The sequence below is a fragment of the Blastopirellula sediminis genome (genome assembly GCF_020966755.1).
In the GTDB taxonomy this organism is placed as follows: Bacteria; Planctomycetota; Planctomycetia; order Pirellulales; family Pirellulaceae; genus Blastopirellula; species Blastopirellula sediminis.
The window spans coordinates 3,523,336-3,548,549 of sequence record NZ_JAJKFT010000010.1; the positions used below are offsets into that span (position 1 = coordinate 3,523,336).

Genomic DNA, 25,214 nt, shown 5'->3' on the forward strand with positions numbered 1-25,214 from the left:
ATCGCAAGGTGGCGGCGGTCAGGCGTCATGGTCGCCTCAGGCTACTAAGGGGATCTATCACTCGCAAGGTGGAAAATAAGTGCTGTGGAAAATTAATTTCCTTTGAACGCATTAGGGTGTGTCTAGCGGGGTCTTGTTTCACGAAGGGCTGGTTTTTGCGGCAATTCGAGGTCAGCTCGTTCACGTCAGAGCGAGATGCGCTGGGTGATAGCGGCGAGACCCGTTCCCTAAATCCAGTCAGGATTTCCCGCGGCGCCAGCAAACGCCGGTTGCTGATTATTCCCCAATTGCTATATTGGCGGTTTCCGCGCCAGTACAAGATCTCGATAAGTCAGGATGAAACGGCAATGGCCAAAGCATGTGAAATCTGCGGCAAGGGCCCGCAGGTCGGAAATCAGGTGACCCTCCGTGGTAAAGCGAAGTACCTCGGCGGCGTCGGTACGAAAATCACCGGCATCACCCGTCGCAAGTTCAAGCCGAATCTGCAGGCGGTCAAAGTGGTGACCCCGGGCGGTACGCACAAGACCCAACAGGTTTGCGCCCAGTGCATTCGCAGCGGCCGCGTGAAGAAGGTCGTTCGCCACAAACCGTTCAAGCTGCCGTCCGAAGAAAAAGCGGCGAAGTAAGCTCGGTTTCGTAATTCGATCTCGCCTGGACGCTGGAGATTCGCGATGAGCCTTTCTCAACACGAAGTCAAAAAAGTGTCGCTATTGGCGCGGCTGCTCCTCACGGAGGAAGAGCTGACGACGATGACCGGGCAGATCAGCGATATCGTCGGTTACGTCGAGCAACTCAATGAGCTCGACACGACCGACGTCGAACCGATGGCCCATGCGGTGGAACAGTTCAACGTGTTCGCCGCCGATGAAGTCGCGCCTTCCCTCTCGCGCGACGAGGCGCTGGCGAACGCTCCGAAACGGGACGACGAATGTTTTCGCGTCCCGGCCGTCTTGGGCGAATAGTCGGGTTGAGCGAACTCGCGTCGCTCGCCCGTGCTTGGCGAAGCGCATCGCCGGCGGTATCGTGTCGGCAACGCTTCTTGACGCTCCATCACCGAACTCGCGGACTCCGGGGAACCGATGTCTTTGATTCACGCCTCCGCCGCACAACTGCTTACGCAGCTTGAGTCGGGCGAGATTACCTCGGTCGAACTGACGAAGGCCTGTCTGGCCCAGATCGACGCCGCCGACAAAGAAGTTGGCGCCTTTCTTAAAGTCATGACGGACTCCGCTCTAGAGCAAGCCGAAAGCGTCGACGCTCGGCGAAAAAAGGGAGAAAAGCTAGGTCGCTTGGCTGGGATTCCGGTCGCGATCAAGGATCTCCTCTGCACCAAAGGGGAAGTCACCACGTGTGCGTCGAAAATGCTGGAGAACTTCGTTCCTCCGTATGACGCCACCGTGATCACCAAGTTGAAAGCGGCCGACGCGGTCTTGATCGGCAAGACCAACATGGACGAGTTCGCCATGGGCGGCTCGACCGAAAACTCGGCGCTCGGCAAGACCCGCAATCCGTGGAACCTGAAATGCGTTCCGGGCGGATCGAGCGGCGGCGCCGCAGCTTGTTTGGCTGCGTCGATGGCCCCGCTTTCGATCGGCACCGACACCGGCGGTTCGATTCGCCAACCCGCTTCGTTCTGCGGCGTCGTCGGTTTGAAGCCGACCTACGGCGTGGTCAGCCGCTACGGTTTGATCGCGTTCGCCAGCAGCTTGGATCAGATCGGCCCGATGGCCCGAAGTGCCGAAGATACGGCGATCTTGCTGGAAGCGATCGCCGGCTACGACGCGAAAGACTCGACCTCGGCCAACGTGAAGACGCCGGCCTACTCGCAGTCGGTCAAGCAGCCGCTAAAGGGTTTGCGTCTGGGCGTGGTGAAAGAGCACTTTGGCGAAGGGCTCGACAGCGAAGTCGAAGCGTCGGTCCGCGAGGCGATCAACGTTTACAAGTCGCTTGGCGCCACGGTGACCGACGTCTCGCTGCCGCATAGCAAGTACGGCATCGCGGTCTACTACATCATCGCTCCGAGCGAAGCGTCAAGTAACCTGGCCCGCTTCGACGGCGCCCACTATGGGCATCGCTGCGACGAAGCGAAGATGCTCGAGCAACTGGCCAAAGAGCGAGCTGCGTTGGAAGCGTCGGGCGATGAAAAACTGCTGGGCGGACTCGATACGTCGCTCGTTCGCATGTATCGCCAAAGCCGCGCCGAAGGGTTCGGTCCGGAAGTCAAACGCCGCATCATGCTTGGCACTTACACGCTGAGCGCTGGCTATTACGACGCCTACTACCTGAAGGCGCTCAAAGTTCGCCGCCTGATCCGTCAGGACTACGACGCGGCGTTCAAGAACGTCGACTTGGTGATTGGCCCAACGGCGCCGACTCCTTCGTTTGAAGCCGGGACCAAGACCGACGATCCGTTGGCGATGTACCTGGGCGACCTTTACACGGTGACGGCCAACCTGGCCGGGATCGGCGGGATTTCGCTGCCGTGCGGGTTCTCGAAGAGCGGCATGCCGATCGGCATTCAACTGCAAGGTCCGCCGCTGGCCGAAGAGCGTCTGCTGCAAGCGGCCCACATGTATCAAACTGCGACCGACTGGCACGAGCGGAGACCGGAACTGTCATGAGCGAGTCGCCCTACGAAATCATCATCGGGCTGGAAGTCCACGTCCAACTAGCGACCCAGACGAAGCTCTTCTGCCGCTGCAGCACCAAGTACGGTGCGCCGCCGAACACGCAGACCTGCCCGGTTTGCCTGGCAATGCCGGGAACGCTGCCGGTCATGAATCGTCACGCCTTTGAGCTGGCGATGCAGACCGCATGTGCGCTGAACCTCGAGATTCCCCGCTTTACGAAGTGGGACCGCAAGAACTACTACTACCCGGACTTGCCGAAGGGTTACCAGATCAGCCAATACGATCTGCCGATGTCGCAGAACGGCTATCTGCTGATCAGCGATCCGAAGGGACAGTTCGAGCCGCGCAAGGTCCGGATCATCCGGGCTCACCTCGAAGAGGACGCCGGCAAGAGCATGCATGACGAAGCGGCCGGCAAAGCCGACAGCCGCATCGACCTGAACCGAACCGGCACGCCGCTGTTGGAAATCGTCAGCGAACCGGACATGCGTTCACCGCTGGAAGCGAAGGCTTACCTGACCGAACTGAAACTGATCCTGGAGTACCTGGGCGTTTCGGACTGCAACATGCAGGAAGGGAGCCTTCGCGTTGACGCCAACGTCAACCTGCATCTACAGACGCCGGAAGGTAAGGTCGCGACGCCGATCGTCGAGATCAAGAATATGAACAGCTTCCGCGCCGTCGAGCGAGCGATCGCTTACGAAGCGGAGCGTCAGTACGAAGTCTGGCAAGAAACGAAACAGAAGATCGGCGACGTGCCGAAGCAGACTCGCGGCTGGGACGATCAGGCCCAAGTGACTCGCGGTCAGCGGCACAAGGAAGAATCGAGCGACTACCGCTACTTCCCGGAACCGGACCTCGCGCCGGTCACCACGACCGAAGCGGAAGTCGCCGCGGTCGCCGCTTCCCTCTGCGAGCTGCCGCGTCAGCTGCGCGAACGCTTGGAATCGCAGTACAAGATTCCGGCCTATGACGCCGACGTGATCGTCAATCAAGGGAAGAAGACGGTCGATTACTACGAATCGCTCGCCAAGCTCGGCGGCGACGGTAAGCTCGCGAGCAACTGGGTGCAGCAGGAAGTGCTCCGCATTCAGAAGGAACGGGGCATCGAGATCGAAGCGTTTCCGATTACCGCCGAACGTTTGGCCGGTCTGGTCAAAGCGGTCGCCGGCAAAGAGATCGACGGTACCCGCGCCAAAGACGTCTTCGCCGAGATGCTCGATTCGGGCAAGACGGCCGCTGACGTGATGAAGGAAATGGGGATCGAGAAGGTCGACGACTCGGAACTCGAAAACCTCTGCCGCGAATTGCTGGAAGCGAACCCGAAGGTCGTCTCCGACTTGAAAGAGGGAACGCTCAAAGCGGTCGGCGTGCTGATCGGTCAGGCGAAAAAGAAGAACCCGAATATCGATCCGGGCACCTTCCGTCAGATGTGCATTGATCTGGCCACCAAGATGTAAGTGGGGCGAGGATGACGTCGGGGATCATCACGCTGCTCACCGACTTCGGCGCCGATAGTCCTTACGTCGCCGAAATGAAGGGAGCGATCCTCGCGGTCTCTCGCCTGGCGACGATCGTCGATCTGACCCACAGCGTCGCGCCGCAAAATATCCGGCAGGGCGCCTATCTGCTCGACCGGACCTACCGCAGCTTTCCCTACGGAACGGTCCATGTCGCCGTCGTCGATCCCGGCGTCGGCAGCCAGCGGAAGATCATCGCGGCCGAGATCAACGGCCAGATCTTCGTTCTGCCCGATAACGGACTCCTCTCGGTCGTCGCCGCGTCTGGCGAAGCGACGCAGCTGCGTGAGGTCGCCAATCCGAAACTGTGGCGGCAAACGGTCTCGGCGACCTTCCATGGACGGGATGTGATGGGACCAGTCGGCGCTTATCTGGCGGCCGGGGGCCTGTGGGATGAAGTCGGCCCGCCGACGAGCGAAATCGCAAGGTTCGAGCTTCCCGCGGTTTCGCGCAAGGCCGGGCTGATCGATGGCGAAGTGATCTACGCCGATTCGTTTGGCAACCTGGTGACGAACATCACGCGAAATGACCTGGAAAGCGTCGAGATCCTCTCCATCGAGATCGATGGGCGACCCGTTGGACCGCTTTCTTCGACATATAGCGAGCAAAATACAGGTTCACCGATCGCACTGATCGGTTCGAGCGGTCAATTGGAGATCTCCATCGTCAGCGGGAGCGCATCCGCTTGGTTGGGGGGATCTTTTGCCGGGAAGGTGAAAATCGAAGTTAAGAGTTGACGGCTCTTCACTTTACGTATCGACAAGGCGCTTGGCGAATTCACGCAATCTGGCTAGAATCTGCCCAGACGCTCTTCTTCAAAACTCCACTCTCCCTTCATCCGAGGCTCGGCCTGTGGCGGCGAAACTAGTCGGCAGCATCACCGCAATTTCGGAATCAGGCGACCTCATCAGCGATATTTCGCATGATCAACTTGCCGATGCGCCGCGGGACGAAGGGACGACGGTCACCTGCGACGAACATCGTACGCTGGGGATCTACCCGGCCGACCATCAGCAGCCGGAGATGACCTACGTCGCGGTCCTGGGCAAGAGCGGCTTTCTGGAACTTTGCATCGTCGGCGAGAGCGCCGCGATGTTTCTCGGCATCCGCCCCGGCGCGAAAGTCGAGATTTCCTGGTAGGTTGGCGTAACGTTCTTGTTACGAAGCGGGTGGCACTGCTGGCTTGTCCAGCAGTGTGAACTGGGTGCCCGCTGCCCACTGCTGGACAAGCCAGCAGTGCCACCCTGTGATGTTTTGGCGATCTGATTCTCTGGCGATGAATTTAACTCCCGAGCAACTGCGCGAGTGGGACCGTAAAGCCCATTGGCATTCGTTTACGCAGATGGCCGAGTATGAGCCGCTGATCATCGAGCGCGGCGAAGGGTGCATGCTGTACGACATCGACGGCAACGCCTATCTCGACGGCGTCAGCAGTCTCTGGTGCAACACCTTCGGCCATCGCCATCCGAAGATCGACGCCGCGATCCGCGAACAATTGGACAAGGTGGCGCACGTCACCAATCTTGGTTGCTCCAGCGTACCGGCGATTGAGTTGTCCAAGCGGATTGTTGAGCTGACGCCGGGCGATCTCGATCACGTCTTCTTCGCGTGCGACGGTTCGTCGGCGGTCGAAGTGGCGCTGAAGATGGCGTTTCAGTATTGGCAGCAGCGCGAAGATCCGCGGCCGCAGAAGACCGGCTACATCGCGTTTCATGAAGCGTATCACGGCGATACGCTGGGAAGCGTCAGCGTTGGCGGCGTCGAGATGTTCCACGACATGTTCCGCCCCCTGCTCTTCTCGGTGCATCGCTTGCCGTCGCCTGACCGCGATCACTTGCCCGCTGGCGTGACGCCGAAGACTGCCTGCCAGTATTATCTGGACCAGTTGGAAGCGGTCCTGAAAGAGCATCACGAGACGCTTGCCGCGGTGGTGATCGAGCCGCTCGTGCAAGGCGCCGCCGGGATGCTGATGCAACCGGCAGGTTATCTTCGCGGTCTGCGTGAGCTGACGAACAGATACGACGTGCTGCTGATCTTTGACGAGATCGCCGTCGGGATGGGGCGAACCGGGACGATGTTCGCCTGTGAGCAGGAAGAGGTGACGCCTGACTTCCTCTGTCTCGGCAAAGGGCTGACCGGCGGTTATCTGCCGCTGAGCGTTACCGTGGCGCGGACCGAGATCTGGAACGCCTTCCTGGGAACCTACGCCGAGCGGAAGACCTTCTTTCACGGGCACACCTTCAGCGGCAACCCGCTGTTGTGCGCGACGGCCTTGGCGACGCTCGACGTCTTTGAGGAAGAGAAGATCCTGGAGCAGTTGCCGGCCAAGATCGCGCATCTCGAAAAGCGACTGGCCGAGCTGGCCGACCACCCGCATGTCGCCTCGGTACGACAATGCGGGCTGATCGTGGGGGTCGAGCTAATCGCCAACAAGGCGACGGGAGAAGCCTATCCCTGGACCGAACGCCGCGGGTGGCGAGCTTGCCGCCATGCGACGAAAAACGGGGTCTGGCTCCGTCCGCTGGGGAACGTGATCGTGATCATGCCGCCGCTGTCGATCACATTGGACGAGATTGACCGCATTGTGGACGCCGCAAAAGGGGGAATCGAGCATGCGGTCGCCCCTTGCGGGGAGTGACCATTCGTTAGAACATAAAGAGTTGGTTGCAATCGCTCTGCCAGTGCGGTTATGACGGTAGCTGATTTTGATTCTGGACTTGATGTAGGAAGCCGACGCCCATGGCTGGTGGAATTTCGCTCGATACGATTGCTAAGAAAGTGGAAAACGGCGATCGGCTGACGCTGGACGAAGGGGTTTACCTCTATCAGGACGACGTGCCGCTGAACGACGTCGCCGCGCTGGCCAATCTGGTTCGCGAGCGGAAGAACGGCAACTTCGGCTACTACAACATCAACACCCACCTGAACGCGACCAACATCTGCGTCTATCGCTGCAACTTCTGCGCGTTCCGGGCCGACCTGCGTGAACCGCGCGGCTACGTGATGAGCGACGAGCAGATCCTCGCTCGCGGTCAGGAAGCGGTCGACAACGGTTGCACCGAAATGCACATCGTCGGCGGTCTGCATCACCAGAAGAAATACGACTGGTACGTCAACTGTCTGAAGATCCTGCACGACGCGTTTCCGAACTTGCACCTGAAAGGTTGGACCGCGGTCGAGATCAACTGGTTTGAGTTCCTGACCAAGAAGTCGGTCGAAGCGGTGCTGACCGATCTCCTTGACGCAGGGCTTGGCAGCATGCCTGGCGGCGGCGCCGAGATCTTCCATCGCGAGATTCGCGACCAGATCTGCGAACACAAGGCGAACTCAAGCAAGTGGTTTGAAGTTCACGGCACGGCGCATAAGCTGGGTATCAAGACCAACGCGACGATGCTCTATGGCCATATCGAAAACGCTTACCATCGGATCGACCATCTGATTCGTCTGCGTGAGCAGCAAGATCTGACCGGCGGTTTCCAGACCTTCATCCCGCTGGCGTTCCATCCCGACAACACCGAGCTGGCCGCGCTCCGCAACTTGAAGAAGCCGTCGGTGCTGATGGACCTGCGGACGATGGCGATTTCGCGGTTGATGCTCGACAACTTCGACCACATCAAAGCGTATTGGATTATGCTCGGCATCGAGACCGCCCAGACGGCGCTTGCATACGGCGCTGACGACATCGACGGCACCGTTCGTCATGAACTGATCTATCACGACGCCGGGGCGACTACTCCGGAAGTTCTGTCGGTCGAAGACATTCGCCGCCTGATCACAGAAACGGGCCGCGAACCGGTCGAACGGGATACCCTCTATCGCCGCGTCGAACGCGACCCGGCCAATCCGTCGGCCTGGACGGTTGGCGAACAAGTTGCCGTCGGCAGCTAAAATTTGATCGACGAAACGGGTGGCACTGCTGGCTTGTCCAGCAGTGGAAAATTGGTACCCGGCGCCCACTGCTGGACAAGCCAGCAGTGCCACTCAATCGCATCAGATCGCAGGGTTGAATCGCGCTGCTCGGCAGTCGAGAATGGGAGGAACGTTTGCCGTTTCCCGCCCCGCTAGTTCCCGCCTGCTGAGAGTCTGATTCATGCGACTGATTCACGCCGCTTCGTTTGTGCTCGCTCTGCTCGTTTCTTCCGCTGCGGCCTTCGCCGCCGAGTATCAGACCGAAAAGGACATTCCGTATCGTGAGGGAGATAATCTCTCCGACTACGAAAAAGAACGTTGCAAGGTCGACGTCTATTATCCGGCCGACGAAAAAGGGTTCGCCACGGTCGTCTGGTTTCACGGCGGGGGAATCACCGGGGGCAGTAAGTCGGTTCCGAAAGAGCTGCAAGGGAAAGGCTTCGCCGTGGTCGCGGTCAACTATCGGCTGAGCCCGAAGGTGACGGCGCCGGCTTACATCGAAGACGCGGCCGCTGCGATCGCGTGGACCTTCAAAAACATCGAACGCTACGGCGGCGACCCGAACAAGATCTTCGTCAGCGGCTATTCGGCCGGCGGCTATTTGACCGGCATCGTCTGTCTCGACAAACGTTGGCTCGCCGCGCACGAAATTGACGCCGACAAATTGGCTGGCTTCGCTCCCTTGAGCGGTCAGATGTTCACGCACTTCACCATTCGCGCGGAACGTGGTATCGGACAGAACACGCCGATCATCGATGACCTGGCGCCCGCCTATTACCCGCGCAAGGAAACGCCGCCGATGTTGCTGGTCACCGGCGACCGTGAACTGGACATGCTAGGGCGTTACGAAGAGAACGCCTATCTCTGCAGAATGATGACGGGGTTGGGAAACAAGCAGGTGAAACTGCACGAAGTCGGCGGTTTCAATCACGGCACGGCAGTCCCGCCGGCGTTGCAACTGTTGGTGGAGTTCGTCAAGAAGCAGACGGGCGCCAAATAGGGGGCGAGAGTTCCATAGACGCTGGGCTCCGAGACGAACGCAAGCGGAGTTGCTCCTGAAACCCTTCCCCCGAAACGTTTCGGATGGAAGAATCGGGGCGGACGACTACGCCAGATCGCCGATCTCGAGCGATTTTCCGTACCGAATGTAGACCATTCGCCGCAGCTTTTCCCACTTGGCGTCGGCCAGGGCGGGGTCGGACGCAATGATCGATCGGGCGTCGGCCCGGGCCTTTTCCAGCAGTTCGGCGTCTCGCTGCAAGTCGGCGATCCGCAGCGGCGGCATCCCGTGTTGCTTGAAGCCGAAGAGGTCGCCGGGCCCACGCAGACGGAAGTCGAGTTCGGCCAACTCAAACCCGTCGGTCGACTTGGCGAGCGCTTCAAGCCGTTCGCGCGATTGGTCTGATTTCGGGTCGGCGAAGATGCAGAGGAAACCGGCATGACTGCCGCGGCTGATGCGACCGCGGAGTTGGTGGAGCTGCGCCAAGCCGAATCGCTCGCCCCCTTCGATCGTCATGACGACCGCGTTGGGAACGTCGACGCCGACTTCGATTACCGAGGTGGAGACGAGGACCTGGATCTCGGCGTCATGAAACCGCCGCATCGTTTCTTCTTTCTCTTCGGCGCTCATCCGGCCATGCAAGAGACCAAGACGAAACTCTTCCAACTCGCCGTTCGAGAGAGTTTCGAGCAGTTGCTCTGCACTGGCGCTATCGGCCGAAGACGATTCGTCGACCAGCGGCGCGACGACGTACCCTTGGCGTCCTTCCCGCAGTTTTTTCCGAAAGAACTCCCACCACTTCTCCCGTTCTTCTTCGGTGCCGATGTAGGTATGAACCGGCTGTCGACCTGGCGGAGCCTCGCGAATCGAAGAGACGTCGAGATCGCCAAAGAGAGACATCGCGATCGTCCGCGGAATCGGCGTCGCCGTCATCACCAGGTAATGCGGATCGAGCCCGGCGCCGCGAAGTAGGCCGCGCTGACGGACGCCGAACTTGTGCTGTTCGTCGATCACGACCAGGCCAAGTTGTTTGAACTCAATCTCGCCGGCGATCATCGCCTGGGTGCCGACCAGCAGTTGCACTTCGCCCGATGCGACCTCGGCCAGTAGCTCACGGCGCTGTTTCTCGGTAAGCGTGCCGGTCAGCAGGCCAACTTTGACCTGCGCCTTGGCGAGCAGCTTCCCTAGCGTCCGGGCATGTTGTCGAGCCAGAACTTCGGTCGGCGCCATCAGCGCCGCTTGCGATCCGGCGGCGACCGCGGCCAGCATCGCGTAGAGGGCGACGATCGTTTTGCCGGAGCCGACGTCTCCTTGCAGCATCCGGTTCATCGGAACGTCGAGCGCCATGTCTTTGGCGACTTCGGCGACCGCTTGGTTTTGCGCCTCGGTCAGTTCAAACGGGATCAGGCGGCGGATGCGCTCGTCGACGCGGCCGTCGATCGGGATCGGCAGCGAGTGCCGACTGGCGGTGAGTTGATAGCGCCGGACCGCCAGGGCGAGTTGCAGGACGAGCAGTTCCTGGTAGATGAACCGCCGCTGCGCCGCCGCTTTCGACTCGTGATCGTCCGGGGCATGGATCTGCAGAATCGCATCATGGACCGGCATCAGCCCATGCTCGTCGAGAAACGACTGCGGCAGGACCTCTTCGATTTCCTTGCGATAATCTTCAACCGCATGATGAACCAGTCTCCGCATCGCCCCTTGGCGGATCCCTTCGGTCAGCGGATAGACCGGCAAGATCTTGCCGCCGATCTCTTCCTGGGCTTCTTCCAGAACGTCGGCGATTGGGTGGGCCATTTCCCAGCGGAGCCCGTTCATCGTCGGCTTGCCGGAGAGAAGGACGCGGCTTCCTTCATTGAAACGGCGACGCAGGAACGGTTGATTGAACCAGACGGCACGCAGGTATTGATCGTCGCTGCGGATGAGCACGCCCAGGATCGAGCGCCCCGGTCCGGTGTTGCGGAGCGTCACCTCTTCGACGATCCCGATGACGCTCGCCGGTTCGTCTTCCACCAGCTGCGCGATCGGGACGACGTCGCGGACATCCTGGTAATCGCGGGGAAAGAAGAAGAGGAGGTCGAGCGCGGTGAAGATGTTGAGCTTCGCCAGCTTCTCGGCGCGTTGCGGCCCAACTCCCTTCAGATATTGAACGGGAGTACGAAGACGTTCGAGAGACGAATTGGCGCCAGGCGAGGACATGCTGGCTATTTTAACGAACCGCGCCGCCAATGCGACGCCGTTTGCATCGCAAAACGATCGAGACACTAGCCCGCAGCGCAAGCGAGGGAATGCGGTTGGAAATGCCAACGTGGTTCGAAGTAGCCAAGCGCATTCCCTCGCTTGCGCTGCGGGCTAGTGTTTGGGCTTAGCGAAACTTCTGGCTCGCTTCGACCGCTAGTTCGTCGCAGCGTTCGTTTTCGGGGTGGCCGCTGTGGCCGGCGACGCGGGTATATTTCACCTGGTGGGTCAGCAGCAATTCGTCGAGGCGGCGCCAGAGCTCTTCGTTCTTGACCGGCTTCCACGCTTTGCCTTCTTTGCGCCGCCAGCCGTTTTGCTTCCACTTCGGCATCCACTCGGTCATCCCTTTGCCGACGTAGACGCTGTCGGTGAAGAGTTCGACGCGGCAAGGACGCGTGAGGGTTCCCAGTCCTTCAATCACCGCTTGCAGTTCCATGCGGTTGTTGGTTGATTCGGACTCGCCGCCGGAGCCTTCCATTTCTTTGCCGCTGGCCAGATGACGCAGGATGAAGGCCCAGCCGCCGGGGCCGGGGTTTCCGCTGCATGCGCCATCGGTGTAAAGAGCGACTTCAGGTTCGAACGGCATGGGGCAATCGCCAAGTGAGAGGGTGAATCGAAACGGCGGACGCTGGTTCGTCCGTAAGCTACGTCAAGCTGCGCTGAGAAGGCGCCGCGGCGTCGGTCGGACTTCCATTCGAGGAACCTGGACCGCCTAAACGCGGAAACTCGCCGCTCGACTTGCTCAGATCGTTAAGCTTACTGCGAAACGTCGATTGCGAAAGGTCGGGACCTTCGTCGGCGATCCACGGAATTCGAATCGTGAAGGTGCTGCCGGAGCCGAGCTGGCTTTCGAGATCGACCGAACCGTCGAGCAATTTGCAGATTTCCATCACGATCGAGAGGCCCAGCCCGGTGCCGGAGAACTCGCGGGTCAGCGAATCGTTGCGCGGCGAAACGGCGCCTTGGCGGAATTTTTCAAAAATTACTTCGCGATCTTCTTCGGCGATCCCGACCCCGGTGTCCTGCACCGAGAGCTTCATCATGTCCTCTTCTCGCGAAACTCGGACGATGATGCGTCCCCCTTCCGGCGTGAACTTGATCGCGTTCGACAGCAGGTTGGTCAAAATCTGCTGCAGCTTCGTTTGATCCTGGAACATCGGCTCGCCCCCATCCTGCACGTCGCATTCGAGGTCGAGATTCTTTTCTTCGATGAGCGAACGAACCATGTCGCAGTTGGCTCGGACGACGGCGGCGACCGAGAACTCGCTCGGGCGAACTTCCATCCGGCCGCTTTCGATCTTCGCCAGGTCGAGAATGTCGTTGATCATGTCGAGGAGCAAACGTCCCGACTTTTGGATGTTCTGGACGTACCGCTTTTGTTTGTCGTTGAGGCTGTCGATGCCGCTCAGCACGTCGGAGAAGCCGAGGATGCTGTTAAGCGGGGTCCGCAGTTCATGGCTCATGTTCGCCAGGAAGTCGCTTTTGACGCGGTTCATTTCGTACAGCTGCACGTTGACGCGGGCCAACTCGTCGACCTTGTTGTCGAGGTCGTCATTGGCGAGATGCAACTGGTTTTGCGCATCGATCAAGTGGCGCAGCATCTTGTTGAACGATGAGGCGAGATCTTCAAACTCGTCGTTGGTGCGGATGTCGGCGCGGACCGACGTATTGCCGTTGGTCACCTCTTCGCTCACTTCGCGCAGATGGTTGAGCGGTTTGACGATCACGTATTTGACGATCAAGTACAACGCCGCCATCGAGAGGGCGACGGTGATAATGCCGGTCGCGACCAGGAAGGCGAAGTTCTTATTGAGAGCCAGCTGCGTGACGTCGTCCGGCTTGGTGATCTTCACCACGGTGAACGGCAAGCGATCTTCGGTCGCCGGTTGGCCGGCCGGAAAGGCCGCCGCGACGTCGTTGTTGTGGCAAAGGGTGCACGAATACTTCCAGTAGATCGGCTGGTAGTAGACGTAAGTCTTGCTGGAATCGTTGTACGACGAACGAGAGACCGGCGAATACTCGACCAGGTTCTTGTCGTCGGTCTGCGGTTTGAACTTCACCCACTCTTCGTCGACCACTTTGGTCTCGAGTTCCGGAGTCGCCAGGAAGCGTTCCAGAATCTCTTTGTCGCGCGTCTCTTGCTCGTACTGCAACTCGGCGAGGACCTGGTATTCCTCTTCGTTGGCCGGTAGCGAGATCCGCTCTTCCTTGTTCAAGGTGCGAGCCAGCTTTTGCGCTTCCGGATCACGGACCAGGATCTCCCAGTCGTAGTTGATGTATTCCAGATTGAGCCCGGTCTCGGCGACGTAAGCGTCATAGCCCGGTTGCGACGTCTTCTCGTTGTTCTGCCAGTGAATCTTCAGCAGCACCGCATCGACCAACAGACGGCCGGTCGCTTCGTTCTTTTCGTGCACCAGCTGTTCGGTCGACTGACCGTACCAGGTGAAGCTCCCCATGATGAGCAGCAGCAAGCAGGTCCCGAACAGGAAGCGGCACTTGCGCTCCAAGTTCGTTTCGCCGAGAACGCGTTTTAGCGAGCGGTAGGACATGCAGTGCGGAAAAAGAGACGAAAACTTAGGGGACTCGTAAGCATTCTAGAGGTTTGACCCGGATGGAGCCAGACAGATTCATTCCCCCGAAAGTACTGGTTTGCCCCGTTTTACATCATATCAACTGGGTCAACGTCGATCGTCCAGATCACATCGTCGGGCGTTCTTGTCTTGGCGGCGACCAGCTTTACGGCCTCACGCAGCTTCTCGCCGTCGTGCGCTTTGATCAATAGATGGAAGCGATATTGCCCCCGCAGCTTCTCGATCGGCGCCGCGGCCGGTCCTTGCAGATAGATTTCCAGCGACAGCTCCTCGGCGACTTTGACGATCTGCTTGGCGAACTCTTCAAGCATCGCTTCCGGCGCCGACGCGACTTCGGCGCGTGCGACGAGCCGGACCATTTTGGCGAACGGGCTGAAGTGGAACTTCTCGCGAAACGGCAGCTCGCGCTCGGCGAACAGCGCGTAATCGTGCCGCGTCGCCGCTTCGATCGCGGGGTGATCGGGGCTGAGGGTTTGCACGAGCACTTGCCCTCCTTTGTGGCCGCGACCGGTACGTCCGGCGACTTGGGTGATCAGCTGGAAGGTTCGCTCCCCTGCCCTGACGTCAGGAAAGTGGAGCGCCGTATCGGCGTTGATCACCCCGACCAGCGTGACGTTCGGGAAGTCGAGCCCTTTGGCGATCATCTGCGTGCCGACCAGGATCTTCGCGTCGCCGCGGCGGAACCGATCGAGCGCCGCTTCGTGCGAGCCTGGCTTCTTCATCGTGTCGCTGTCCATCCGCAGACACTCGACGCCGGGGAACCGCGCGCGGACTTCCGCTTCCAGCTTCTGCGTCCCGTAGCCAAAAAAGTGGATGCCGGAGTAGTCGCACGCTGGACAGCTTTTCGGGGCCGGGCGGCGATAGTCGCAGTAATGGCAAATCGCCATGTTGTCGGCCAGGTGATGCGTCAGCGGAATCTCGCACTCGGGGCAGACCACTTTCTCGCCGCACGCGGGGCACTGAATGTGGGTCGCATAGCCGCGGCGATTGAGCAGCAGAATCATCTGCCCATCTTCTTCGACGTTCCGCTTCATCGCCAGGTAGAGCTGACGACTGATTGCGCCGCGGCCTTGGCTTTTGCGATCGACTCGCAGGTCGATCGTTTTCACGTCAGGAAGCGGATAGTTGTTGACGCGGCGGGGCATCGAGACGAGCGTGATCGCGCCGGTTTGCGTTTGTCGCCAACTTTCGAGCGACGGGGTCGCCGAGCCGAGAATTAGCGGCGCGTGTTCGTGAGCCGCTCGCCACGCGGCGACGTCGCGAGCATGATAGCGGGGTGCGGTATCTTGCTTGAACGACGAGTCATGTTCTTCGTCGAGGATGATCATCCCGAGCCGCGGCGTTGGAGCGAAGATAGCGCTGCGAGCGCCGACCACCACCGGAATGTGCCCGCTGGCGATCCGCTTCCACTGCCAATGCCGCTCGACGTCGTTCATGTGACTATGCAGCAGCGCGATCTGGCTGAAACGAGCGCGAAAGCGGTGCTTCGTCTGCGGCGTCAGGCTGATTTCGGGAACCAGCACGATCGCCTGTTTGCCGGCGGCGACGACTCGCTGAATCGCTTGCAGGTAGACTTCAGTCTTGCCGCTGCCGGTCACGCCATGCAGCAGGACCGATTGGTGACGCTCCTCTTCGACCGAGTGAAGGATCGTGCGGAGCGCTTCGGTTTGATCGGCGTTCAGCTCTTTGGGAGGTTCCGTCTCGGCCGGCTCGTCGTCGAAATGGGCGAAGCTGATGCGGCGGACTTCGACGTGGATCAGTTTCTTTTTGCGCAGCGCCATGATCGGCGCCTGCGTGCAGCCGGCCGCTTCGGCCAGTTCCGGCGGCGTCAGCGGGCGACTTGCGCCGGCGAGAATGGAAAGCGCCGTTTGTTGTTTGCCGGGAAGCTTGAGCGTGGCGAGCTGCATCGCCGTTTCGCGAGGAACCGACAGCAGCGTCACTTCGCGCGTCCCGGCGTTGCCGCGAACCGCGGCCGGCACCACGGCGTCCAGCACTTGTCCCCACGGGCAAAGATAGTAGTCGGCCATCCACTGCGTCAGGCCGAGCATCGTGCGACTGAGAAGCGTGACGTCGTCGACCACTTCGTGTACTGACTTCAGCTTGCCCGGCACAACCTGCTTGGCGGCGACGTCGACGCAGTAGCCCTGCACCAGACGATCGCCGCGGCCAAAGGGAACGCGCATACGACGACCGGCGATCGCTTCGGGAACCAGGTTTTCCGGCACCAGATAGTCGAACGGTTGCTGCGGCCCGGTCGAGAAGACGATCTTCGCGACAACATGCGAGGCGAGATCATCAACTTCCCAGGGCGCCGGCGCGGTATTGAATAAGTCTTGTTGCTTCACGAGCTTATGTCGGCGCTTGGATGGCCTGCGCGGCAGGTGGGAGTTACATTGAATTGTAACGACTTTGGCGAAGCGTCGGCGGCGATCAGGAAAAAGCGAAAGAGTTCCATGCGACTGGGTATCTTCGGCGGCTCGTTTTCTCCGGTCCATTTCGGTCATTTGCTACTTGCCGAATATGCCCGCGAACAACTGTCGCTCAACGAAGTTTGGTTCGTTCCGGCCGCGACTCCCCCCCACAAGCTCGATCAGGCGTTGGCGAGCGACGCTGATCGTGTCGCGATGCTGCAAATGGCGATCGCCGGCAACGAGGCGTTCACCGTCTGTCCGCTCGAACTAGAACGGGGCGGAGTCAGCTATACGGTCGACACGCTGAAGCAGATCAAAGAGCTGCTCCCGGACGCCGAACTGTTTCTGCTGATCGGCGGGGACTCGCTCGCCGAGTTTCCGACTTGGCGCAACCCGGCCGAAATCTGTCAGCTGGCGGCGCCAGCGGTGATGCGACGTCCTGGCTCGCCGGAACCAGACTGGAGCGTTCTGGCGCCCTATTGCTCGGCCGAGCGGTTGGCTTCGTTTGCCGGAAATCTGGTCGATGTGCCGGGGATTGGGCTCAGCAGCACCGAAATTCGCCGTCGCTGCGCTGCTGGCGAGACGATCCGCTATCAGACGCCTCGCGCTGTGGAGATGTATATCGAGACCAAACGGCTGTTCGGTCATCCTGGCGTGCGCTAAACCGGTGATTCCGGCGAGCCCCGGGTGGCACTGCTGGCTTGTCCAGCAGTGGGAAGTTGGTAACCCGGCCCACACTGCTGGACAAGCCAGCAGTGCCACCCAGCTATGCGGCCTTGCGCGAACGGTTGGTCAGCGTTTCTAGCGACTTGGGAAGCGGGATCGTAGCAAGGGCTTCATCGCTCGCGACGGCGTCCAGCACTTGCATCAGCTGCTCGTGCGAATCAAGCGAAAGGTCGACGAAGATCCATTTTTGCCCGGCAATTTCGCACCCGCCGCTGGCGTCGCCACCCAGCCATTCGCGGCGAACTCGGTAACCGAGTTTCTCAGCCGTGGTGATAGCTTGTTCCAGCAGATCGAGCGTGTGCATGCGCAGAATCCATTGCGATATTGGGGAATCTGTATCAGGGGCACGGATTGTAGCGGGATCGATTTGAGTCACGAAGAGCAAAACGTCGATAGCCATTGGTAGCGGTAAATCTCCATTTCGCAGGACTTTAAGCGACGCCGACAGGGAAGCTTCGGCGGTTTTGCGAAGCCCGGCAGGGTGGAAAGTTTCTAGAAGGAAAGGCAGGACGCGCGTGTCATTTCGGACGTCACCGGTCACAGAGTCCCCAAACCAGCCGTCGCTCGAAGAGCAGATCGAAACGCTCAAAAAGCGACTGGCCGAAGCCCAGAAGTTCACCGCTCTCGGCGAACTGATGAGCTCGACCACGCACGAATTCAACAATGTCCTGACCTCGATCATCAACTACGCCCAGATGGGACTTCGCCATCAGGACGAAGCGACCCGCAACCGCTGCTTTGAGAAAATCATGGCCGCCGGGAACCGCGCGGCGAAGATTACCACCGGCGTGCTCGGCATGGCCCGCAACCGCAGCGATCGCCGCGAACCGACCGACCTGGCGCCGCTGGTCCAGGACGCGGTGATGCTGCTCGAACGCGAAATGCAGAAGTATCGAGTTGAACTGGACGTCCAGATCGAGACGACGGCCCCTGCTCTGGCGATCGGCAACCAGATCCAGCAAGTGCTGCTGAACCTGATGATCAATGCGCGTCAGGCGATGCCCAAAGGGGGCCGCCTGGTGATTCGTCTGTCGCAGGACGAAGATGGCGCGGTGAGCCTAATGGTCCGTGATAGCGGCACCGGGATCCCGGCCGATCAGTTACCGAAGATCTTCGATCCTTTCTTCTCGACGAAATCGGGCCCCGATGAAAGCGGCAAGGGGGGAACCGGGCTTGGCCTGGCGACCTGCCGCGACATCATCGAAGCGCACCAGGGGAAGATCCGCGTGCAGAGCACCGTCGGCGTCGGCACCGCGTTTACGATACGGCTACCCGCTGCGAACCCAATTGTCCCGCCGGCGGTCATTAAGCCAGCGGTCGGCGTCGCTCCGACGACCGCGACGCAGTAGTGCGGAGAAATACGAGGCGTCCCCGTTTGGACGTTTTCGTTACGATTCACGCAGAATAGACGAATGTCGTGCAGAACGACTTGCGTTCCTGTCGCTGCTAGTCATAATGACCAACATGATCGTGACCAACAGCTACTTTTGGCAGTTCTTTACCTACTTTACCGGTGGGCCTGGAGGAACTGCGTAGCTGCACAATCGCTAATACGAGTCCCTTGCAGGCCCTGAACTTCCCGAGAAGTTCAGGGCCTTTTTCGTTTACCTACAGCAAACTACAGCGTTTTTTAAAACATCGGAGCACCCAGGCAATGATCGTGGTAATGCGGCGTGGAGCCGAAAAGGCGGAAATCGAACACATGGCCAAACGAGTAGAGAGTCTAGGTCTGAAAGCGCACGTCATCGTCGGCGCCGAGCGGACGGTGATTGCGGCGATCGGCGACAAACGAGAAGAGATGAAAGAGTCGCTCGAGAGCGGCCCCGGCGTCGCCGCGGTGATGCCGATCTTGGCGCCGTACAAGGTCGCCAGCCGTGAAGTGAAGCCGGAACCGACGCAGGTCGTCGTTCGCGACTTGAAAGTGGGCGCCGGTTCTTTGGGAGTGATCGCCGGACCTTGTTCGGTCGAAAGCGAAGAGCAACTGATCACGACCGCCCGAGCGGTGAAGAAAGCTGGCGCCACGGCGCTTCGCGGCGGCGCGTTCAAGCCGCGCACCAGCCCCTACGCGTTCCAGGGGATGAAGGAGGAAGGGCTGAAACTGCTGGCCGCCGCTCGCGAAGAAACCGGCCTGGCGATCGTGACCGAAGTGATGTCGCCGGAAGATGTCGAACTGGTCGCCAAGTACGCCGACGTGCTGCAAATCGGGGCTCGCAACATGCAGAACTACCGCTTGCTGGAAGCGTGCGGACGCGTTGATCGAGCGGTGCTGCTGAAACGTGGACCGGCCGCGACGATCGACGAATTGCTGCTCGCCGCCGAATACGTTCTGAACGAAGGAAACCAGAACGTGATGCTGTGCGAGCGAGGGATTCGCACCTTCGAGTCGCATACCCGCTTCACCTTGCCGCTGGCGACCGTGCCGTACTTGCACCAGAAAACCCACTTGCCGGTCGTGATCGATCCGAGTCACGGCACCGGGCACGCTTACCTGGTTGAAGATATGTGTGCGGCGAGCGTCGCCGTGGGCGCCGACGGCTTGATCATCGAGGTCCACCCGAAGCCGGAAGAAGCGATGAGCGACGGCTACCAATCGCTCAACCTGGAGCAATTCGCCCACACGATGGCCAAGTGCCGCAAAGTGGCCGATGCGCTGGGGATTGAGATGTAAGACCCAATCACTAGTTAAGCGTCACACGAAAACTTTTGGTTCGTTGGTGCCATGCTCTTGCGGCGTCTTCGCCGGATGAGCATGTCTTTGTCCTGTTCGATACGCATTGAAGACATGCTTATCCCGCGAAGACGCGGCAAAAGCATGGCACCAGAAAGTTGTCATGTAACAAATCGCTGCGTACGTTGGAGAGAACTACAGCGTGCGCAGCTTAGCGAGCAGTTGAGCGAGTTCGACCTGTTTGGCCTGCGGCAAGCGGACCAACAGGTTCTTGCTCGGCGCGTCGTAGATCATCGCGAACTGGGGATCGTCGGGAAGCGCGAGATCTTTCTTCAAGCGATTGATGAGCGCTGCGGCTTGGGTTGGACCATCGGCCAAGTCGCTGATCGGATAGAACTCGACGTCGCCATGTTGGGCGATGTCCGACTTCATGGCGATCTGCATGGTGCGATCGTCGATGATGCGGAAGTCCATGTCGAGCGGACTGAGCAGCGTGTGAAGCGCATCACGCAGCGGAACGTCGATGGCGAGCATCGTCGCTTTCGTGTCGGGGTTCCAACCTTCGCGAAGGAGCGATTCCCAGTCGATCAAGATGATCGCGCCGGTCGAGCCTTCGAGTTGTTCGACAATCTCCAGCAGTTCGGCGGGCTCGGCGAAGCTGAGCTGCACCTTCTTGTCGAGCAGCGCCGCCGCTTGTTCGCTGCGCGGTTCTAGCTTGAACAGCTTTTCTTCGTAACGGCTGCGCGGAGCCAGACTGCGAGCGACACGCAGCTTTTCGACTAGTACGAGCGACTGGAAGACGGCCTCGGAATCGGCGGCGAGCTGCAGTTCTTTCTTCCCGGTCCGGCAGGTGTTGGTTCCGCCGGCGCCTTGCCACGAGGTCGGTTCGACGAGGTGGGTCACCGTGTAGGCCAGTTCGGCGACCGCTGGGTCGTCGCTCGCCAGGTCGTCGACCTGGAAGCGAACGGTCGGCGGCTTCATCCCGGCTTGTTGCAACGGGACGATGCGGACCTGATCGCCACGGACGTCGACCGACATGCGGAGCGGTTCGACGGCGCCGCGGAGCAGTCGTTCGGTGTTGGTCCCTTTTTGGTTGACGTTGATCTTCTTGTCGCCAGCGATGTCGGCCGACTGCAGCGCGAGCGGATCGACCGAGATCGGAATCGTGCTCCAGCGGGTCAAGTTGCGCAAGTGATCCATCAACGAGATGTCACGGAACCGGGCGTTGATGTACGGATCATTCAAGCGAGCGCTGACGTCAACGGCGCGCGGGGCCGGCTTCTGGACGACCGCTTCTAGCGCCGGCATCGTCGCCGGATCGGGAAGCGGCGCTTCCGGTTCGGCCGATTCGGCGAGCGATTGCGAAGCCGGGGCTTCAAACATCGATTCGTCGAACAGCGGGAACGCTTCGCCGAGCACGCCGGTGAGCGGATCGTTGGCGAACTTCATCCGCTGATCGTCGGTCGTCTCCGGGGCTTCGCCGGCAGCAACGTTTTCGGCCGCTGGTTTGCTTGACGGCTTGGCGCCTTCGGGCATGTCAAACAGGAACGGATTCTCGCCCGGCTTGGTCTCATCCAACGGGAGTTCGGCCGGCGGCTTTTCGGCGACCTCTTCCGGCATCGGCTTCATCTCGGCGGCCGGCGCTTCCGGTTCGTTGGCGGCGGCGACTTCGGCGGCCGGATTGATCGGGGGAGTCGTCTCGACGATTTTCTCTGCGGGAGCGGCCGGTTCCGCGGCCGGAGTTTCCTCGGCGACTTCCGCTGGCGTCGCGTCCGGCGGCGTCACTTGGGCGACCGGCTGATCGTCGACCAGGATCGCGCGGATTACCATTGCCAACAGCAAACCGCCAACCACCACCCCGCCGCCGATCATCGCGACCAGACGATAGGTGGCGAACTTCGTCGACGTAGCGACGGCCGGAGCATCGCTGGCGATCGGTTCGACCGGTGATGTTGAAGCAGCCGCAGCAGCCGGTTCCGGTGTCGCCGGCGTTTCAGTCGGCGGGACTTCGCCTGAGAGCATCGCGGCGGCGTCGGCAAACAGCTCTTCCGAACTTTCCGCGACGGATGGCGCCGCAGCGGCCGCTGGTTTGGGAGCTGGCGGAGCCGGCATCTTGGCGGCGGTCTTGCTGGCCGAGCGGGTCTTCGTTTCGGATGGGTTCACCGTTTCCGACGAAGACTTCGTCGGCGGCAATTGAACCGTCTTGGCGGTCGCCGCTTCCGACGAGGTGAGATCGGTGGTCGCACTGGGGGCGACGATCTGCACCATGCTGCCGCACTTCGGGCAAGGTAGAATCTGTCCGATCAACTCCGCGTGTTTTACACGGAGAGGCGCCCGGCAGGTCGTACATCGGATCGAGAAAGGTTCCACGTCGCTATGCTTTGGATCAAAGTCCGGCAGAGTTATTTTTTCAGTTGAAAAGGCGCAGGCAACTCGTATTTCTTCTTCGCGGCCTGGGCTCTGGTAGTAATCAATATAACCTTGTCGCCGTCCGGATTCTCCGGATCTGGGGCAATTACGTAAACAAGTTTTTGGTCCGCTTCGTTCGGCGCGGTCACCGTGGTGACCGGATTCGCCTTCATCAGGAGGGCGATCAGGACCTCTTCGGCTGGCTGGTCCATCATGTTGAACTGCCGGATTTGCTGGTTCTGGGTGATCCCATCTAACTGCAAGTCGCCGCCCAGCAATTTGACCGGGGCGCCCAGTTCATCCCCAAAATCCCGCATCGCAAAGTCGAGCGAATTCTGCGGAAACGCCAGGCTGATCTTCTTTTTCAGCTTCCCTTCGACCGACTGGTCATTTGCGCCGCCACCGCCGCCAGCCACGGCTGTCGGGCCCGCGGCGCCGCTGCCGCTGGTCGAGGCCGAAATGGTCAATTCGGCCGCCGCCAACAGGTTCGGTGCGGCGTACGACGGCAACGCGATGTTGATGACCGCCTGTTTGCCGTCAGCACCGGTGCGGGCGAACTTGTGGGCGAACTCCAGCATCGTCGGGAACTTGCCTCCCAGCGATTGCCAATAGGGAGTGGGACCGAGCTGGGCGATGGTGTTGGCGACCAGCTTCGAGCCTCCCAGGATCCTCGCTCGCAGCGATTCGGCCAGGCCAAACGGTTCCGCCGCCAGCGAGCCGATAAAGCGTCCTTCGGTGTAGCAGTTGGTCGCGTCGAGTTGGCAGCTGACGAGACCGGCTTGGATCATGTCTCCCAGGAACCAGCCAACCGGTTCTTTCAAACCAGCGAGCGCTCCCGAACTGAGGGGCGACTGGGGCGACTGCAAGTACCGCGCGTCGAACAGCAGATTCAGCGTTCGCTCATCGTCGGACGAGCGGCGGAGTTGTTCCATTTCGAGCGGCAACGTCGGAGCGGCGCCGCCGGTTGCGGCGATCGCAGCGATGTCGCTGTCGGCGCCCATCGCAAAGCCGCGTCCGCTTTCGGTCGGCAGCGGATAGAACGACCAGGCGCCAAGCTTGAAGTATTGCGAAGGAGCCTGGCCGACCGACTGAGCGCCTCCCCACTTCGACATCAGGTTGGTCGGCCCTTTCAGGCGAACGACGATCGTCGGCTGCGCGGCAGGCGTGGTTGGCCCATAGCCGAAGGTCGCCGTTTCGACTTCGCTCCAGCTGAACCCGCTGGTCGTTTCCCAACCTTTCCAGGCGGCGTTGAATTGCGGACCGAGCGCCTCGAGCGCTTTGCGGCCTGCTTCGCTGCCGGTCAAATCATCGACGCGGAGGGTCAACACGCTCTTCACGCCGCTCGGCAAACCTTCCAGCGTGATCGCTGCGCCTTGTGTGGGGGAGGCCCAGAGCGTTTGCTGATCGTCGGCGATCAGCTGCACCGGCATCTCGCCGCCGGTTTGCGGCGTTGGCGGAGGATTCGTGTTGCCACCGCCGCCGGGAATTGTCGGCGGATTGCTCGGATCGACCGTGACCGGCGTCGGATCGTTATCGGCGACGTCGCCGTTCTCGCCGGGCATGTTTTGCAACACCCAGATCCCGGCGCCACCCATTCCGATCGCCAGAATCGCGAGCACGACCAACTGCGTGATTCGTTTGACTTGCTTCTTTTTGCGGGCTCGCTCGGCCAGGCTCGTCGCGCGGCTTTCCCCTTGAATGGCGCCGGGGACAGCAGCGGCTGCGACCGGGGCCCCAACCGGAGTCGCGACGGGAGCGGCGACCGGTGCTGCGACCGGCGTCGCCACAGGCGTCGCCATCGGCGGAGCGCCGTAGCCGGGCATCATCGGGGGAGCGCCAGGCATCGGCATTCCGGGCGCACCGGGCATCGGCATGCCGGGAGCCCCAGGAAATGGAGCGGCGGTAGGGGGCGAGAAATGTTGCGGCATCCCCTGCGGCGGCGTTGCGCTGGGCGGAGGCGTCACTTGCGGCAGCGACTGCATGTAGGCGCCAAGCGTCGCCGGGGCGGTCACGACCGGAGGATTCAGCTGCGACGGATCGACCAGCGCCCCCAGGGCGTTCGCCACGTCACCGGCCGTTTGATAACGGACCGTCGGGCTCTTCGCCATCATGTAGGCGAGCGTTTGAAACATTTGCGGCGGGATCTGCGGCGCTTGAGCGACCGGCTCCGCGGCATGTCGGCTGAACTTCTGATTCAAGTCGCCGCCGGCGAACGGCGGATTGCCGGTGAGCAGATCGAACAGGATGCAGCCGAGCGAGTAGACGTCGCTCAAGCGAGTCGGCGGCGTGCCGGGCGTTGCAAGCTCCGGCGCCGAGTAATCGGCGCGGCGCAGCGTAGCTTCGTCTGCTTTGCTCCAATCGGCGGCTTGCGGCAAATCGAGCGGGTTGTTCATCACCTTCAAATTGCCGTTGGCTTCCAGCCACAGGGCGTCAGGCGTCAGGTTCCCCTGGATGATGCCCATGCTATGGAGCCGATCGATCGCCAAGGTCGCTTGGCGAACCAGACGCGCACAGTCGGCGGCCGGAACCGGTTGTCCCGGACCGGGACGACTTTCCTGTAGCGGATTGCCGGTCGGCTCTTCGGTCGCCAGGAAGAAGTTGTTGCCGCCGATTTCGAACAATTCAAAGCAGCGCCACAGATGCGGGTGAGGCGTGGCGCAGCGGCTGCGGATCTGTTGTTGCACGACTGCCCAGAGCGGGGCGTCGGCGATCGTCATCTTCGGAACTTTATGGAGCAGAACGGGATGTCCCGATTCGATATGCTCGGCATGATAGGCGCCGGCGAGCGGTCCCGAATCGACCCGATCGATCAGGCGGTACGCGCCGAGTTGGAACGGTCCTGACTTGCCGCCGAGCAAGACGCGGGCCTGGTACGGAGTAATCGCCGACTCGCCGATCAGCCACTTTGCGAGCTTTTTGGAGTCAGCGTCTCCGCCGGCGTGCTGCTTGAAACTTTCGTGGAGTTGCTGGCAGCGCTCCTTGGGAAGCAGGTTGCTTTTCAGCAACAATTTCCAGAAGTCGTGGGTGTTAACGACGGCCATGCGCTCGGAAGTTTTTCGAGGTGGGAAGCTTGGGTTGGAAACAGGGCGTCAGCCGCAGTTAAGTCTCTGTA

General features: G+C 60.7%; 19 protein-coding genes. 12 read left to right on the top strand and 7 right to left on the bottom strand.

What is annotated here, in order from left to right; genetic code table 11:
• Window positions 1–347: 347 nt before the first annotated feature.
• From rpmB to LOC68_RS25980, 9 genes are all read left to right on the top strand, one after another.
• Window positions 348–626 (top strand): 50S ribosomal protein L28, encoded by a 279-nt coding sequence (gene rpmB, locus LOC68_RS25940; RefSeq protein ID WP_230224540.1) that lies wholly within the window; start codon window positions 348–350, stop codon window positions 624–626.
• Between the two features lie 45 nt (window positions 627–671).
• The gene (gatC, locus tag LOC68_RS25945; protein WP_230224542.1) at window positions 672–962 is read left to right on the top strand and encodes an Asp-tRNA(Asn)/Glu-tRNA(Gln) amidotransferase subunit GatC; all 291 of its coding nucleotides are present in this window, start codon (window positions 672–674) and stop codon (window positions 960–962) included.
• 117 nt (window positions 963–1,079) lie between these two features.
• Window positions 1,080–2,621 (top strand): Asp-tRNA(Asn)/Glu-tRNA(Gln) amidotransferase subunit GatA, encoded by a 1,542-nt coding sequence (locus LOC68_RS25950; RefSeq protein ID WP_230224550.1) that lies wholly within the window; start codon window positions 1,080–1,082, stop codon window positions 2,619–2,621.
• Window positions 2,618–4,090 carry an Asp-tRNA(Asn)/Glu-tRNA(Gln) amidotransferase subunit GatB gene (gene gatB / locus LOC68_RS25955; RefSeq protein WP_230224557.1) on the top strand — a complete coding sequence of 491 codons (1,473 nt, stop codon included), beginning with the start codon at window positions 2,618–2,620 and terminating at the stop codon, window positions 4,088–4,090. Before LOC68_RS25950 ends, gatB begins: the two co-directional genes overlap by 4 nt.
• Window positions 4,091–4,101: 11 nt before the next feature.
• Window positions 4,102–4,887, top strand: coding sequence for an SAM hydrolase/SAM-dependent halogenase family protein (locus LOC68_RS25960; protein WP_230224559.1), 786 nt, complete (start codon window positions 4,102–4,104; stop codon window positions 4,885–4,887).
• Window positions 4,888–5,002: 115 nt separating this feature from the next.
• Window positions 5,003–5,290, top strand: a complete 288-nt coding sequence (locus LOC68_RS25965) for an adenosylmethionine-8-amino-7-oxononanoate aminotransferase (RefSeq protein WP_230224561.1) — start codon at window positions 5,003–5,005, stop codon at window positions 5,288–5,290.
• A 136-nt stretch (window positions 5,291–5,426) separates the two neighbouring features.
• Complete coding sequence (bioA, locus tag LOC68_RS25970) at window positions 5,427–6,788, top strand: adenosylmethionine--8-amino-7-oxononanoate transaminase (RefSeq protein ID WP_230224563.1); 1,362 nt, start codon at window positions 5,427–5,429, stop codon at window positions 6,786–6,788.
• Window positions 6,789–6,889: 101 nt separating this feature from the next.
• On the top strand, window positions 6,890–8,038 hold the full coding sequence (gene mqnE / locus LOC68_RS25975; protein ID WP_230224565.1) for an aminofutalosine synthase MqnE: 1,149 nt from the start codon (window positions 6,890–6,892) through the stop codon (window positions 8,036–8,038).
• A 202-nt stretch (window positions 8,039–8,240) separates the two neighbouring features.
• On the top strand, window positions 8,241–9,059 hold the full coding sequence (locus tag LOC68_RS25980; RefSeq protein ID WP_230224567.1) for an alpha/beta hydrolase: 819 nt from the start codon (window positions 8,241–8,243) through the stop codon (window positions 9,057–9,059).
• A 105-nt stretch (window positions 9,060–9,164) separates the two neighbouring features.
• Here the strand turns inward: LOC68_RS25980 and recG are convergent, their stop codons facing one another.
• The 4 genes from recG to priA all read right to left on the bottom strand — a co-directional run bounded on the left by recG (window position 9,165) and on the right by priA (window position 16,233).
• The gene (gene recG, locus LOC68_RS25985) at window positions 9,165–11,258 is read right to left on the bottom strand and encodes an ATP-dependent DNA helicase RecG (RefSeq protein WP_230224569.1); all 2,094 of its coding nucleotides are present in this window, start codon (window positions 11,256–11,258) and stop codon (window positions 9,165–9,167) included.
• Window positions 11,259–11,424: 166 nt separating this feature from the next.
• Entirely contained in the window at window positions 11,425–11,883 is a 459-nt protein-coding gene (rnhA, locus tag LOC68_RS25990; protein WP_230224576.1) for a ribonuclease HI, read from the bottom strand.
• A 58-nt stretch (window positions 11,884–11,941) separates the two neighbouring features.
• The gene (locus LOC68_RS25995) at window positions 11,942–13,846 is read right to left on the bottom strand and encodes a sensor histidine kinase (RefSeq protein ID WP_230224578.1); all 1,905 of its coding nucleotides are present in this window, start codon (window positions 13,844–13,846) and stop codon (window positions 11,942–11,944) included.
• A 110-nt stretch (window positions 13,847–13,956) separates the two neighbouring features.
• A complete protein-coding gene (gene priA / locus LOC68_RS26000; protein ID WP_230224580.1) occupies window positions 13,957–16,233 on the bottom strand; it encodes a replication restart helicase PriA in 2,277 nt (758 codons plus the stop codon).
• Window positions 16,234–16,341: 108 nt separating this feature from the next.
• Between priA and nadD the strand changes: the two genes are divergently transcribed.
• Window positions 16,342–16,962, top strand: coding sequence for a nicotinate-nucleotide adenylyltransferase (gene nadD / locus LOC68_RS26005; RefSeq protein ID WP_230224582.1), 621 nt, complete (start codon window positions 16,342–16,344; stop codon window positions 16,960–16,962).
• Window positions 16,963–17,065: 103 nt separating this feature from the next.
• Here nadD and LOC68_RS26010 read toward each other — a convergent pair whose 3' ends face one another.
• The gene (locus LOC68_RS26010) at window positions 17,066–17,329 is read right to left on the bottom strand and encodes a hypothetical protein (protein WP_230224583.1); all 264 of its coding nucleotides are present in this window, start codon (window positions 17,327–17,329) and stop codon (window positions 17,066–17,068) included.
• Between the two features lie 211 nt (window positions 17,330–17,540).
• Between LOC68_RS26010 and LOC68_RS26015 the strand changes: the two genes are divergently transcribed.
• Both LOC68_RS26015 and aroF read left to right on the top strand, forming a co-directional pair.
• Window positions 17,541–18,374, top strand: coding sequence for a sensor histidine kinase (locus tag LOC68_RS26015; protein WP_230224585.1), 834 nt, complete (start codon window positions 17,541–17,543; stop codon window positions 18,372–18,374).
• Window positions 18,375–18,691: 317 nt separating this feature from the next.
• Window positions 18,692–19,693, top strand: coding sequence for a 3-deoxy-7-phosphoheptulonate synthase (aroF, locus tag LOC68_RS26020; RefSeq protein ID WP_255679239.1), 1,002 nt, complete (start codon window positions 18,692–18,694; stop codon window positions 19,691–19,693).
• Window positions 19,694–19,888: 195 nt separating this feature from the next.
• On the opposite strand, the gene LOC68_RS26025 is transcribed toward aroF, so the two are convergent.
• Window positions 19,889–21,961 (bottom strand): hypothetical protein, encoded by a 2,073-nt coding sequence (locus LOC68_RS26025; protein WP_230224590.1) that lies wholly within the window; start codon window positions 21,959–21,961, stop codon window positions 19,889–19,891.
• A 134-nt stretch (window positions 21,962–22,095) separates the two neighbouring features.
• Window positions 22,096–25,143, bottom strand: a complete 3,048-nt coding sequence (locus LOC68_RS26030) for a serine/threonine protein kinase (RefSeq protein ID WP_230224605.1) — start codon at window positions 25,141–25,143, stop codon at window positions 22,096–22,098.
• Between the last annotated feature and the right edge of the window lie 71 nt (window positions 25,144–25,214).